Below are 13825 nucleotides of genomic sequence, written 5' to 3'. Positions count from 1 at the left end.
GCATACTCTGACCGAATCGCCCGGGGCATTGAAACCGCCGCGAAGAATTACTTGTGCCGGCTGAAAGCAAAATGTGCCCGGCAGCCTATTCCCGGGAAGCCGATTGACTAAACTGATTGGCAGGGGTGGTCCAGAATTAGCGGAAAAGAGAGAAACCACGTGGCTCAGAAAACTCAAGTTCTGTTGATTGATGACCTTACCGGTGAAGACGCTCAGGAAACGGTGAAAGTCGGCCTGGACGGGGCCCAGTATGAAGTGGACCTGACGTCGGAGCATGCGGCTGAGCTTCGGGAAAAGCTGAGCCCTTATATCTCCAGCGGACGCCGTCTGCGGGGCGGTTCCAGCGGGCGCAGCTCCCGGCGCGACAGTGCGCCGCGCAGCGACAACAGCCGAATGATTCGTGAATGGGCTGTTGCAAACGGCTATAAACCAAGCGCGCGCGGCCGCATCAGCCAGGAAATCAGGGACGCGTACAACGCTGCCCAGAGCTGAACGTTTGGGGCGGTTCCGCAGGGCTGCGCCGGAGGGACCTCGGATCATTGATTCAGATCCGAGGTCATTGCTGTGGCTTCCAGCCGTGGTCTGTCCGGACGTCAATCCAGCGCAACATTCCGCCACATGTCGGCTTCCGGGCGTCATATAACGCGCCACTGGGATTTAGCTGCCTGCACGTGCATGCTGGGATGTGAGCCCCTCCGCACGGCACCCGGCACCCGCCGGGGAGGGGGCGCCCCACGCGTTGCCAGTGGATAGAGCTTTACCCACACCATCCAGAGCAGCTGAGAGACCTGCCTCCGCGACGCTGCAGCTTCCCCCGGAACTTCCTTTCCGGAAAGGTGCTAACGGCAGGAACGATGGAAGGAAGCCCCATGACGCATGATCACATTCCCACCACCCACGCCGGCTCTTTGCCCCGGACGCCGGAACTGATTGCAGCCAACGCCGCACGCACTTTCGCAGACGACGGGTTCACCCTGGAACGAACCTCCGAATTCGACGGGTTGCTTACCGGAGCGGTAATCGATCTGGTGCAGCGGCAAAAGGATCTTGGCATAACCATTCCGGGCGACGGCGAATACGGCAAGGCGATGTCCAATGCGGTGGACTACGGGGCGTGGTGGACATACAGCTTCCAGCGCACCGCAGGTCTGGAACTCACCGAGTTCAATCCCATCACTGCCGGTCCGCTGCGCAGTGAACCCGGAAACGTCCGGCTGACGTCGTTCGCTGACAGGAGGGACTGGATCCGATTCGCTGCAGCTTATTCGGATCCGGAAAGCGGAATTCACCTGGGCAGGAACGCCACCTCGTTTCCCACAGCCACCGGACCCATCAGCTATACCGGCCACGCAGCCTTGGCCAGCGACATTGACAACCTCAAATCAGGATTGGAAGCCGCCGATCTTCCCACCGGATTTATTACGGCGCTGTCGCCGGGATCTGCCAGCCGCATCGGCAATGACTACTACGGCAGCGAAGAAGAATTCATCTACGCGTGGGCCGACGTCCTCCGGGAGGAATACAGGGCCATCGTCGATGCCGGTCTTGTTGTGCAGATCGATGATCCGTCCATTGCCGAAAACTGGGACCAGATCAATCCCGAGCCAAGCGTGGAAGACTACCTTCGGTTCACCCAAATCCGCGTTGAGGCTTTGAATTATGCCCTCCGCGGGCTGCCGGAGGAGCAGATCCGATTCCATGTGTGCTGGGGATCCTGGCACGGACCGCACACCACCGACATCGAGTTCAGCGCCATCGTGGACCTGGTCCTGGGCATCAACGCCGGCGCTTATTCCTTTGAAGCAGCCAATGCCCGGCACGAGCACGAATGGACCATCTGGCGCGACAGGCAGCTGCCGGAAGGCAAGGTCCTGATTCCCGGCGTCGTTTCCCATGCCACCAACGTGGTGGAGCATCCGGAACTGGTAGCCCAGCGCATTGAACGCTTTGCCGGGCTCGTGGGCCGGGAGAACGTCATGGCCGGGACCGACTGCGGTCTGGGCGGCCGGATCCATCCGGATATTGCCGCTGCGAAACTCAAGTCACTGGGCGCAGGCGCGCAGCTTGCCGGACGCCGCCTGTTCGCCGGGGTGTCTTCCACCAGCTAGTGCGCCACCCTTGACGAGGTCCTGCACCGCGGACATACTCGGTTACTAAACGATCATTTAGTTGCCGAACAACAGGCCGGAGCCGACATGACCGCAGGAATTGCAAACCAACCGGAAATTACTGAGCCGAGCGAAGCCATGGAAACTCCGGAGGCGACCGGTTTCAGCTTCGATCCGACCGCGGTGCAGGACGTTGACAGTGACCTGTACCTCTTGGACAACCTCCTCGATGAGCAGGCGCGCGATGTCCAGCGCCGGGTGCGCGCCTTTGTGGACAATGATCTTCTGCCGGTCATCAATGACTACTGGGAGCGCGCTGAGGTTCCGTATGAATTGATCCCGAAACTGGCGGCCCTGAATATTGCCGGCGGAACCATCCAGGGTCACGGATGCCCTGGGCTGACCCGGCTTGCCGCTTCCACCGCAGCGGCTGAGCTGGCCCGCGGGGACGGATCCATCAACACGTTTTTTGGTGTGCATTCAGGCCTGGCCATGGGCAGCATCGACATGCTGGGCTCCGAGGAGCAAAAGCAGCGTTGGCTGCCGCCCATGGCGAGGTTCGAAAAAATCGGTGCCTTTGCGCTGACCGAGCCGGAACACGGTTCAGATTCCGTGTCACTGGAGACCTCTGCGCGGCGAGAAGGGGACGAATACGTCCTTAACGGCAGCAAGCGGTGGATCGGCAACGCAAGCTTCGCCGACGTCGTCATCATCTATGCCCGGGATGAAGCCGACGGTGCGGTGAAGGCGTTTGTGATGGAAAAGGACGGGGAGGGTAACCATCCGGCCGGCTATAACGCCACAGTGATTACCGGCAAGATAGGCAAGCGGGCCGTGCTGCAGCCGAATATCACCATTGAGGACCTGCGGATTCCGGCGGAAAACCGGCTGGAGAACTGCAATTCGTTCAAGGACGTCAACAAAGTGCTGGCGGCCACCCGCGGGGGAGTGGCGTGGGAGGCGCTCGGGCATGCGGTTGCGGCCTACGAGATTGCCGTGGCGTACGCCAAGACGCGTGTGCAGTTCGGAAAGGAAATTGGCCGGTTCCAGCTGGTGCAGAACAAGCTGGCGAACATGCTGGCACAGCTGACCGCCATCAAATTGACGTGTTTCCGGCTCAACGAGCTGGCCGATGAAGGAAGCATGACCAGCCCCATGGCCTCCATGGCCAAGATGTTTGCCGCACGCCAGGGCCGGTGGATCTGCTCGGAGGCGCGGGACATTATGGGCGGCAACGGACTGCTCCTGGAAAACCATGTTGCCCGGCACCTCACGGACATGGAGGTTGTCTTCACCTATGAAGGCACCGACAGCATGCAGTCCCTGATTCTGGGCAGGCATATCACGGGGTTCTCGGCGTTCGCGTAACCGGCGGCCCGCGAGGGGAGTAGTGGGAGCGGAGTAGCGGGGGGGGGCGGCGCTGAGGCGCCGCCCCCCTTTTTTGTGGAGCGCCTTTTGGGATCCGCTGCCTGGAGTTGTTGCTATCCATTTGTATCCACTCATATAAAGTTTTTCAGATATAAGCCGTAGCCCCCGCACCCCATACAAAATCACCCCCTTGCCGCACCACCAACACGTTCAAAACCCATCAAGGACGGGAAGGGTGCAACCGGGGGACAGGTTCCGGACCGAAGTTCAAATCCCTCAGAGGTTGTCGACTCCGAGCAGCCGCAGAGCCATGAGGCTATGGTGCTCACCAATCTCTGCCGCGCTGAGCCGCCCGTCACCGCGGTACCAGCGTGCTACATCGATGCACAGGGAAAGCAGGGTAACCACCGCCATGTTTGCGTCCGGAACGTTGAACACACCTTGCTTCAAACCGTCGTCAACAATGGAGCGGAATTCATCCTCCACCTGGTGGCGCATCTGCAGGACTTCGGCCAGATGCTCGTCGCTCAGCGCCGGCAATTCGAAGTTCACTACACGGGAGCTGGTGTGGTTGACCGCCTGCCATTCCACCAGGTTCCGGACCAGGGCTGCCATCCGGTCCACCGGGCTGTCGTCCTTCGAGCTGCCCGCGCTGGCCCGCACCAAGTCCAAGGTCTTCTCATGCCCCACCTTGGAAATGCAGTAGAGCAGATCTTCCTTGGACTTGTGGTGCACGTAGACGGCTCCGGGGGTCACCCCGGCGCCGGAGGCGATGTCCCGCGTAGTGGTGCCGTGAAAACCTTTCGCTGCGAAGGCGGCAGTGGCGGAGGAGAGCAGCCGCTGTGCTGTGTCGGTCATGGCCGTTGCTCCGTATTCTGCGTGCGTGATGTGTCGCTGAATGAGCGATCAGCAACCAGCGTAACAGCGGCCCAATCCGGGCCCGGCAGTTACTTCATCCGCAGTTACTTCACCCGCAACCCCATGACGTGGCCGGTGCGCTTGGCGGCCGGGTCCATGGCCTGAGGCCACTGCGCCGTCATCATGAACAGCAGTCCGCCGTCTTCGCCTCCGGCGGCGCACGAGAAGCAGCCCTGGTCCAGCTGGATGGTTTCGAGCACCGAGCCGCCCTGGGCCACCCGGACACAGCGTTCCCCGGGGACCTCGGCGAACCAGATCCCGCCGGTGCCGTCCCAGCAAATACCGTCCGGAGCACCGCCGGCAAGATCAGCCCACAGTGAGCCTGCGCCGAGGCTTCCGTCTTCCCGGATAGGAAACGCGGTGAGGCGCCCGGCATTGGACTCCGCCACCACCAGCGTGCTGCCGTCCCCGCTCACCAGCATGCCGTTGGGGAAGGCCAGGCCGCCGGCAACCTGTTCCACGGAACCGTCCGGCCGGATGAGGGCAATGGCGCCGTTGTCGGCTGATTCCCCGGAATAGTCGTAGCCGATGCCGTTGACATAGATATTGCCCGCGGGATGCACCGCGATTTCATTCCACGGGTACTCGGAGATTCCGTGCAGGTCCGCCAGAGGGACCAGGCCTGCATGCGGCACCTCCAGCAGGACGGCTGCATCGCTGCCGGAGACCACCGCCATCCGGCCGTCCGGCAGCCAGTCAAAGCAAATGGGTGTTGACGGCACGCCGGTAACCCGCCGGACGTTCCCCGCGGCGTCGAGGGCGGAGATTGTGCCGGCCAGCCAGTCGGCAAACCACAGTTCGCTGCCGTGCCAGCGTGCCGATTCGCCCATTCCCAGCCCGGACACAAGGGTTTTCGCGTCGGACATCGAACACCTCTCTTAATCGGTAAAGGTGAACCTGCCATGGACTGTCCAGTATGCCGCTGCGGCCGGGCTTCGAACAGGGAGAGTCCGCAACAGATAAGATGAGTGGCTGGTCAACGGATGCAAGACCAGCAGTGCGTCCCATCCGGCCGCCGGCACCGTTCACCAGTTCCCATCCCGAGAGGAAATCCCCGAATGAGCCTAATCCGGCTGCAGGACGTCAATGTTGGCTTCGACAAGACACAGATCCTGCGTGAGGCGTTCTTCCGGCTGGAACCCAAGGACCGGGTGGGACTGATCGGCAAAAACGGTTCAGGTAAATCCACCCTGCTGAAACTGATCCTGGAACAGGTGCAGCCGGACTCCGGCACGGTCAGCGTGGAGACGGGGTTGAAAATTGGCTACTTCTCCCAGTTCTCCGAGCTCAACGGTGAATCCACGATTACCGAGGTCCTGGACGCCCTGTTCGTGGAGATTAAGGCCGCTGAAGCCGAGCTTGCCTCCATTGATGAGGCCATTGCCGCAGATCCTGAGCCCAAGGCGCTGGATAAGCTGATCCGCCGGCAGTCGGAACTGTTCGAAACCATGGACCGGCTGGACGGCTGGGACTATCCGCGCCGGATCGACGCCGCCCTGACCACGCTGGGGTTCAGCGAAGCACACCGGACCTGTCCCATCGATGCCCTGTCCGGCGGCTGGCGCAACCGTGCCGCCCTGGCCAAGATCCTGCTTCAAGCACCGGATGTGCTGCTGCTGGATGAACCCACCAACTACCTGGACGTTGCCGGCGTGGAGTGGCTGGAAGGCTGGTTCCGCGATTTCCGGGGCGCCGCCGTCGTCGTCTCCCACGACCGGAAGTTCCTGGACGCCGTAGTGACCCGCATCATCGAGGTGGAGAATTACCACCTGCACGAATACCCCGGAAACTTCGGCGAATACGTGATCCAGAAGCAGTTCCGGCTCAAGGCGCTGCAAAGCCAGTTTGTGCATGAATCCGAGCTGCTGGCGTTTGAAGCGGAAGGTATTTCCGACCGGCGAGAGGCCGCGAAAGCCGGCAGCGACGGCCTGGGCAGCAAGCTGGCCAAGATCAAGAAAGCCCGGGCTCCGCGTCCGGTGGACCAGATCATCACGGAGATTTACGGCGGTCTGCACGTCAAGGACAACCTGTGCCGGGTGGAGTCCGTGGCCAAGTCCTACGGTGACAGGACGCTGTTTCAGGACCTGAGCTTTGAAATCCGCCGCGGCGACCGGCTGGTGGTCCTCGGTTCCAACGGCAGCGGCAAGACCACGCTGCTGCGTGTGCTGACGGGCGAGGAAAAGGCCGACGCCGGCAAGGTTGCCTGGGCGAACGGGGCGAAGATGGTTTCCTACAACCAGGTGCTGGCGGAGCTGGACGACGGCGACACCGTCACGCACTCGGTCAACGCCATGCCGGACAGCCTGGCCCTGACCGCCACGAAGAAATCAGTCAACCGGTTCCTCACCATGTTCCAGTTTTCCGAAGCAGATCTGAAGCAGAAGATCGGCAACCTGTCCGGCGGACAAAAGGCACGCGTGGCCATGGCCCAGTGCCTGCTTTCCGGTGCCTCCGTGCTGCTGCTCGATGAGCCCACCAACCACCTGGACCTCTCCAGCACCCAGGTCATGGAACGGGCGCTGCTGCACTTCCCGGGAGCTGTGGTGGTGGTCAGCCACGACCGGTTCTTCACCGACAAGATCGCCAACCGGCATCTGGTGTTCGGTGCCGACGGCGCCCGGCCGGGCGAGATCGACCTGCGGGTTGCCTAAGCCCCCGGCCAGCGCCTGTCACGGCAGCCGGCCGGAGGTGTAGGAGAGTTAGGCCGGGGTTCCGATCATCGGTACGGTTTCCAGCATTGATCCGAGTTCGGACATCAGGGCCGGAGCACTGCCCAGGGAATAGGCGTTCTGCCGTCCCCACAGGAAGTAGCGGTGGATCTGGTAATCGATGTCCGCGCCCATGCCGCCGTGCAGGTGCTGGGTCGCCAGCACGACGCGAAGGCCGCCGTGTGCCGCCCACCAGGACGCAACGAGCGACGCGGATTCCGCGCCGTCGTCGCCTCGGTCAACGAGCCAGGCGGCCCGGCGGGTGGTGAGCTTGATGCGCTCGGCATCAAGGTGTGCGTCGGCGGCCCGGGCCGAGACGGCCTGATTGGCCGAGAGCGGACGGTCGAACTGGATGCGCTCGGAGGTGTAGGCCGCAGTGATGGCGATGGCTTCTTCGCAGATTCCGGCCTGGACTGCCGCCAGGGCAATGCGTCCGAGCATGCGTGCCTGCTGCACCGGCATGGATCCGCCGGTGAGCACTTCGTCGTCACCAACGTGCACCGCATCCAGAACAACACTGGCGGCCGCACCGTGACTCGTCAGGGAAACGCTCTCGCGGCTGACCCCCTCCCGGTCCACGGGCAGGATAACGGCGATCACGCCGTCGTCTGTCTTCACCGGCACCAGCAGGGCAGCTGCATTACCGGCACCCGGGACCGCCAGCAGGGTGCCGGAGATCCGCCACCCGCTGCCGTCGCGTTCGCCGCGTACAGCGTTGTCGCCGTCAACGGCCGCGTCAATGGCACCGGTAATCAACAGCGATCCGTCAAGGAACCCGGGCAGCCAGCGGTCGCGCTGCGCGTCCGTTCCCCAGCAGGAGATGGGCAGCGCGGCCATGGCGACGGCGGCGGCGAAGGGAACCGGGGCAACCCGCCGGCCCTGCTGCTCCAGTACCGCCACCAGACCGAGGACGCCCAAACCGGAACCGCCGTGTTCTTCGGGCAGTGCCAGCCCCAGGATTCCTGTCTCCGCGAGGGCTTTCCACAGTGCGTCGTCGTGCCCGCCTTCTTCGCGCTCGACGTCCCTCACGCGCGTGGTGGTGGCCATCTGCGTGAAGACTTCCTCCGCCAGCTGGGCTGCTTCGCGCAGATCCTCATCGAGTTCGAACTGCATGTGCCTCTTCCTTCTTCTCTTGGCGGCGGACCGCTACGGTCATTCCCAGTGACTTGGCGGCAACAAGATCCCGCAGGACCTCGTTGCTGCCCCCACCGAAGGTATTGTTCTGCGCGCGGCGGGCCAGTGTCTCGACCCGGCCGCTGATGGCGGCACCGCGGGATCCCGGGCGCAGCAGGCCTGCCACACCCAGCACGTCCTGCAGCTTGCCGTAAACCTCCACGACTGTTTCCGTTCCAATCACCTTCGCTGCGGCTGCGTCTCCGCCGGCCAGCGTGCCGGCGGAAACATCGGCAACGAGCCGAAGGTTCACCAGCTCCGCCGCTGAGAGCAGGGCGTAAACCTCCGCCAGTGTCGAGCGGACCCAGGGCAGGTCCAGGACGTGTCCGTCACCGTACGGTTCGGTGCGGGCCCAGTCCAGAACCTGGCTGAAGAGCTCGTTGGCGATGCCGCCGCGTGCGGCCAGGGCAACGCGTTCATGGTTGAGCTGGTTGGTGATCATCCGCCAGCCCTCGTTGAGTTCGCCGACGACATTGCTCAGCGGGACCCGGACATCCTCGTAGTAGGTGGCGGCGGTGCTGATGCCGCCCACGGTGTGGATCTCGGTGGCAGAGAATCCGGGGGCCGTGGTGGGCACCATGACCACCGAAATACCCTTGTGCCGCGGTGCATCGGGGTCCGTGCGCACTGCCAGCCAGATCCAGTCCGCAAAGATGGCGGCGCTGGTGAAGAGCTTGTTGCCGTTGATGACCAGCTCGTCGCCTTCGATCCGCGCGGTGGTGCGCAGCGAGGCGAGGTCGGTGCCGGCACCGGGCTCCGAGTAGCCGATGGCGAACATCAGCTCTCCGGCCAGGATCGGCGGGAGGAAGAACTCCTTTTGTTCCTGGGTGCCGTGTTTCATCAGGGCGGGCGCAACCGTGTTCAGGCTGACCAGGGACAGGGGCGCATTGGCGCGGATCACTTCGTCATAGAAGACGAACTGCGCTTCGGGGTCCTCGCCCCGCCCGCCGTATTCCTCGGGCCAGCCAAGGCCCAGCCAGCCGTCGGCGCCCATCTGTTTCAGGATCCGGGAGAACGTCGGGCCGCCCTCGGTCTGGTCCACGAGGTCGCGGGCGTCGTCGGCGTTGATGATCCTGGCGAAGTAGGCGCGCAGCTCCGCGCGCAGCTGCTTAGAGGCCGGTGAAAGATCTGGATTCATTGTCACTCCTGGGACTCAGTGGTCGGTAGCAAGGATGAGTGCGCTGTGCGGCACGGGCGAACCACCGGTGACCAGCACATTCGCGAGGTTTTTGGGCGGCTGGTTGACCGATGTGCCGCGGATCAGGCGCACGCCTTCGGCAATTCCGTTCACACCGTGCAGATATCCCTCGCCAAGCTGGCCGCCGTGGGTGTTGATCGGCAGCGAACCGGTGAGCTCCAGCTGGCCGTCGGCGATCATGTCCTTGGCCTCGCCGCGCTTGCAGAAACCGTATTCTTCGAGCTGCAGCAGGACCATGGGGGTGAAGGCGTCATACAGGATGGCTGCATCGATGCCTTCCTGGCCGTGTCCGGCCTGCTGCCACAGCTGCCGGGCTACCAGTTCAACTTCGGGCATCTCATCGATGTTGTCCCGGTAGTAGCTGCTCATGGAGATCTGCTGCGGGCCCACGCCCTGCGCGGCGGCAGTGATGATCGCCGGAGGATGCGGAAGGTCACGCGCGCGTTCGGCACTGACGATCACCAGTGCCTGCCCGCCGTCGGTCTCCTGGCAGCAGTCCAGCAAACGCAGCGGATCCGCGATCATCCGGGAGGCCTGGTGGTCCTCAAGGGTGATGGGACGGTTGTGGAACCACGCCAGCGGATTGTTCGCCGCATGTTTGCGGGACAACACAGAGATCTGCCCGAAGTCAGCGCTGGTCACGCCGAACTCCTGCATGTAGCGCCGGGCGAGGAACGCCTCCTGCGCCGCAGGGGTGAGCAGTCCGTACGGATTGATCCAGTTGCGGTACTCCTGGTCCGTGGTGGTGGCGTAGGCAAACTGCGGGGGACCGGAGCCGAAACGGTGTCCGGAACGCTCGTTGAAGGCCCGGTAGACGACGACGACGTCCGCCACTCCGCTGGCGACCGCCATGGCTGCCTGCTGCACGGGAGCGCAGGCTCCGCCGCCGCCGTGCGGGATGCGGCTGAAGAATTTCAGCTCCGGGATCCCCAGCGCCCGGGCCACGGCAATTTCCGGATTGTTTTCCATGGAGAACAGGGAGAAGCCGTCGACTTCCTCAACCGGGATCTGCGCATCGGCGAGCGCCGCCAGTACTGCTTCACAGGCGAGGCGCCATTCACTGCGTCCGGAGTCCTTGGAGAATTCGGTGGCGCCGATTCCGGCAATGGCTGCCTTCCCCGAGAACCCGCTCATGCCGCGGCCTCCTGGCGGGTCAGGTTCACCGTTGCCGTGACATGGATGCCCCGGTCATGGGAGCCGGTCACCTTGACCGTGGTCCCGGCGGCATCCGCGGCGATGATTTCTCCGGTCAGGTGCAGAACGTCCCCGGGGTGCAGCGGCATACCCAGACGAAGGGAGACCGAGCGCAGCCGCGCAGCCGGTCCGGCCCAGTCGGTGACGTAGCGTCCCACGACACCGTTGGTGGTATTGATGCTGATAAAGATGTCCGGCGTTCCCCGGTTAATGGCCGCATCCGGATCGTGGTGCACATCTTCGAAGTCCTGCGAAGCGATGGCGCCGGCAACTATGAAGGCGCGGTCGATCGGGATGTCCAGCACCGGAAGCGTTTCTCCCGGTGTGAATCCGTTGCTGCTCATGACACTCCTTGCTGAGTAACGTCTGATTCCCCGTGTCCGGGCCGAAGCCTCAGACGGGGGAGTACCTCGCCGTGGGCGTGTTCGGCAAAGTAGACCTCCACCGGGCAGCCGACGGCGAGGGCATCGTGGTCGGTGGGCTCGAAGTCCGCCACCAGACGGGTGCCGGTATCCAGGTCCACGAGCCCTACCAGGAGCGGATAGGTGAAGGCCGGATCCTGAGGGTGGTGGACCACGGTCCAGCTGTGGAGGGTTCCCTGCCGCGAAGACTCCACCGAGTCCCAGTCGAATGATCGGCACCGGGGACAGCTTGGGGCGGGCGGATGGCGCAGGGTTTCGCAATCCGTGCACCGCTGCACGAGCAGGCGGCCCTCCGCGGCGCCGTCGAACCAAAACACGTTGTCATGTGTCCGCACCAGATGCGGAACAGCAGTGCCCGGGATAGTCATGAGTCCTCCTTGGGACGAAACCGCAGCAGCGTGAACTTTTCGGTGGCGATGGTGTTCTGTTCGGCGTCCACATACCGTTTGCCCAGAACGAGGAAGAACCCTTCGCCGAGTCCGGTCTTCTTGGGCCCGGCGACGGAATCGATGGTGATGTGGCAGCTGACCTGTGTTCCCACCGTCAGTTCGCGTTCATACTCCTGCTCCATCTGGGTGGCCACCACCGAGGTGTACCCGGCCTGGTCCAGCAGGGACAGCAGCTCCGCGTAGGGGGTGGCCTCGACGACGCCTTCCGCCCGCGCGCGCTGCACTTCCCGCCAGCGGCGGTATCCGGACATCACCCACGTGGAAACCATGGCCGGGGGAGCGATGATGCCGCTGCGGCCGTTCTCCAGTGCCGCTGTCTCGTCGACGTAGACCGGATTCCGGTCGTCCAGGGCCTCGGCCCAGTTGCGAATCATCGCCTCCGACACCCCGTAGCGGGCCACCCGTGGAGGCTCAGCTACAGTTCCAACAAACCGCTGCAGATCCTCAGCGCGCAGTACGTGTTGGGCAGTTGTCATCGGGTACCAGCTCCTACAGTTTCTACGAGGGCAGCAGATGCTGCGGGCAGGGAATTGATGCGCCCCGCCGCGATGAATTCATTGCGCAGTGCTTCACGGTGTCCATCCTCCATGCGGATGTAAGCACTGCTGCGGTTCCGGGCCCACCAGACGTTCTCCGCTTCCCAGGCCACCTTGCGCAGTGGAGCCTTGTCGATTTTCGCGTTGGCTGTGGTGGGCGCTTCGTCAACTACTCGAATAAAAGTGGGACGCCATTTGGTGCCGAGGTCCGGTTGGGCATCGAGAAAGGCTGCCAGATCAACGGGATCGAATTCGGCACCCGGATGAAGCACCAGGGTGCACATGAGCTGATCGCCCGTCAGCGGGTCCGGTACGGCATAGGCATGGACTCCGGAGACGGCCGGATGCCGCGAGATAATGCGTTCAATGGGAGCGGTGCCGAAGTTCTCACCGTCCACCCGCAGCCAGTCCGAGGTTCGGCCGCCGAAGTAGAAGTAGCCCTCCTCATCGCGGTACCCAAGATCCCCGGTCCAGAAGTCCTCTCCACCGAACCGCAGGCGTTCGGCCATCGCCTCGGGGTTCTTGTAATAACCCTCAAAGCGAGGACCTGCTCCCACCACGACGATCTCCCCGGTGGCTTCCTCGGCATTGAGGAGCCGTCCGGTGTCGTCGAACTGTGCCCTGGGGCATTCCGTGCCGTCGGCGGAGCGGATCTCCACCGCCATGCCGGCAGCCGGGAGGCCGAGGGCGCCGGCGGGCGTGCCCGGTACGGGAACGATGCGGATGATGCCCTCGCTTGACCCAAAGCCTTCACGGACCTCGCAGCCGAACCGCCGCCGGAAGCTTTCCGCTTCGGCAGGAGATGCCTCGGAGCCGAAGACTGATTCAAGGCAGTTGTCGGCGTCGGCCGGATCTTCCGGCTGAGCCAGAATGTAACTCAGTACGCGTCCCACGTAGTTTACGAACGTCACCTTGTGCTCGCGGATATCGCGGGCGAAACGGCTGGCCGAGAACTTGCGGACCATGACCACTGTGGCCCCGGCCTCGGCCGCCGTGGCCAGGTTCATCATGATGCCGTGGCCGTGGAACAGCGGCAGGTGCAGGTAGCTGACGGACCCGCGGTGCAGTGAAATACGCTCCGTCAGGCTGGGAGTCACTGTGCCCAGGCGTCCCTGCGTGCAAATGACGGCCTTGGGGGCTCCGGTGGATCCGGAGCTGAACAGCAGCAGATAGATCGCGGACGGGGCCGGTATTTCTGCGGGCAGGGGAGCGCCGGCATGGGATTCGAGCAGCTGAGCGTAAGCCTCAGACTCCACGTCGAAGATGCGGCCTGCCGGCACCGGCAGCTCCGGGCAGTCATCGGACGCCAGATAGAGCGGTTCGCTGATCAGGAGATCGCAGTCCGCGTGCTGCATGTCATGCGTGAGTTCAGCACCGCGCCGTGTCGGGTTGATGCCGACAATGACGTCGCCGCTCAGTGCTGCCGCGAGAAGCCAGAAGACATAGTCGGGGGTGTTCTGCAGCAGGACTCCCACATGCACCTGGTGGCGTCCGGTGCCGGGCTCAATGGTCCCGAGGATGGCGGCGCGGGTGGATGCCTCGTCGATGACCTGGGCCCAGCTCCAACTCCGCCCCTCGAAGCGAAGGCCCTCATGCTCGTCCTGCGCGCGGCTTCTCACCACTTCTGCGTACGTTCGCACCGCATCTTCTCCTTGTTGTCCCAGCATTTGGCTCTACGCTAGGTGAACTTCAGCCCCGCTCCGCCGCTGTCCCACCCAGTGGAATCCGCTGGGTGGAATCCCGCTGGGCGG

Annotated in this window: 13 protein-coding genes; 4 read left to right on the top strand and 9 right to left on the bottom strand. The window is 63.6% G+C overall.

What is annotated here, in order from left to right; genetic code table 11:
• Nucleotides 1-159 precede the first annotated feature (159 nt).
• From CXR00_RS10140 to CXR00_RS10130, 3 genes are all read left to right on the top strand, one after another.
• Nucleotides 160-492, top strand: coding sequence for an Lsr2 family protein (locus CXR00_RS10140; RefSeq protein WP_104054379.1), 333 nt, complete (start codon nt 160-162; stop codon nt 490-492).
• Between the two features lie 377 nt (nt 493-869).
• Nucleotides 870-2108: a cobalamin-independent methionine synthase II family protein gene (locus CXR00_RS10135; RefSeq protein WP_104054378.1), complete on the top strand. Its 1239-nt coding sequence runs from the start codon at nt 870-872 to the stop codon at nt 2106-2108.
• Between the two features lie 87 nt (nt 2109-2195).
• Nucleotides 2196-3476 (top strand): acyl-CoA dehydrogenase family protein, encoded by a 1281-nt coding sequence (locus CXR00_RS10130; RefSeq protein WP_258060366.1) that lies wholly within the window; start codon nt 2196-2198, stop codon nt 3474-3476.
• 276 nt (nt 3477-3752) lie between these two features.
• Here the strand turns inward: CXR00_RS10130 and CXR00_RS10125 are convergent, their stop codons facing one another.
• Complete coding sequence (locus CXR00_RS10125) at nt 3753-4334, bottom strand: TetR/AcrR family transcriptional regulator (RefSeq protein ID WP_104054377.1); 582 nt, start codon at nt 4332-4334, stop codon at nt 3753-3755.
• Nucleotides 4335-4438: 104 nt separating this feature from the next.
• Nucleotides 4439-5260, bottom strand: coding sequence for an SMP-30/gluconolactonase/LRE family protein (locus CXR00_RS10120; protein WP_104054376.1), 822 nt, complete (start codon nt 5258-5260; stop codon nt 4439-4441).
• A 192-nt stretch (nt 5261-5452) separates the two neighbouring features.
• Here CXR00_RS10120 and CXR00_RS10115 point away from each other — a divergent pair, with 192 nt between their 5' ends.
• Entirely contained in the window at nt 5453-7045 is a 1593-nt protein-coding gene (locus CXR00_RS10115) for an ABC-F family ATP-binding cassette domain-containing protein (RefSeq protein ID WP_104054375.1), read from the top strand.
• 48 nt (nt 7046-7093) lie between these two features.
• On the opposite strand, the gene CXR00_RS10110 is transcribed toward CXR00_RS10115, so the two are convergent.
• The 7 genes from CXR00_RS10110 to CXR00_RS10080 are packed head-to-tail and all read right to left on the bottom strand — an operon-like array spanning nt 7094 to nt 13714.
• On the bottom strand, nt 7094-8215 hold the full coding sequence (locus CXR00_RS10110) for an acyl-CoA dehydrogenase family protein (protein WP_104054374.1): 1122 nt from the start codon (nt 8213-8215) through the stop codon (nt 7094-7096).
• Nucleotides 8196-9413, bottom strand: coding sequence for an acyl-CoA dehydrogenase family protein (locus tag CXR00_RS10105; protein WP_104054373.1), 1218 nt, complete (start codon nt 9411-9413; stop codon nt 8196-8198). Before CXR00_RS10105 ends, CXR00_RS10110 begins: the two co-directional genes overlap by 20 nt.
• A gap of 15 nt (nt 9414-9428) precedes the next feature.
• Nucleotides 9429-10607, bottom strand: coding sequence for a lipid-transfer protein (locus CXR00_RS10100; protein ID WP_104054372.1), 1179 nt, complete (start codon nt 10605-10607; stop codon nt 9429-9431).
• Nucleotides 10604-11011 (bottom strand): MaoC/PaaZ C-terminal domain-containing protein, encoded by a 408-nt coding sequence (locus CXR00_RS10095; protein WP_104054371.1) that lies wholly within the window; start codon nt 11009-11011, stop codon nt 10604-10606. The genes CXR00_RS10100 and CXR00_RS10095 overlap by 4 nt, the downstream gene beginning before the upstream one ends.
• Complete coding sequence (locus tag CXR00_RS10090) at nt 11008-11457, bottom strand: Zn-ribbon domain-containing OB-fold protein (RefSeq protein WP_104054370.1); 450 nt, start codon at nt 11455-11457, stop codon at nt 11008-11010. The genes CXR00_RS10095 and CXR00_RS10090 overlap by 4 nt, the downstream gene beginning before the upstream one ends.
• A complete protein-coding gene (locus CXR00_RS10085) occupies nt 11454-12014 on the bottom strand; it encodes a MaoC family dehydratase N-terminal domain-containing protein (protein ID WP_104054369.1) in 561 nt (186 codons plus the stop codon). Before CXR00_RS10085 ends, CXR00_RS10090 begins: the two co-directional genes overlap by 4 nt.
• Nucleotides 12011-13714, bottom strand: coding sequence for an AMP-binding protein (locus CXR00_RS10080; protein ID WP_104054368.1), 1704 nt, complete (start codon nt 13712-13714; stop codon nt 12011-12013). The genes CXR00_RS10085 and CXR00_RS10080 overlap by 4 nt, the downstream gene beginning before the upstream one ends.
• Nucleotides 13715-13825 lie beyond the last annotated feature (111 nt).

It is taken from the genome of Arthrobacter sp. 9E16, from assembly GCF_002929435.1.
GTDB lineage: Bacteria > Actinomycetota > Actinomycetes > Actinomycetales > Micrococcaceae > Arthrobacter_B > Arthrobacter_B sunyaminii.
This window is presented reverse-complemented; position numbering and strand designations above follow the sequence as displayed.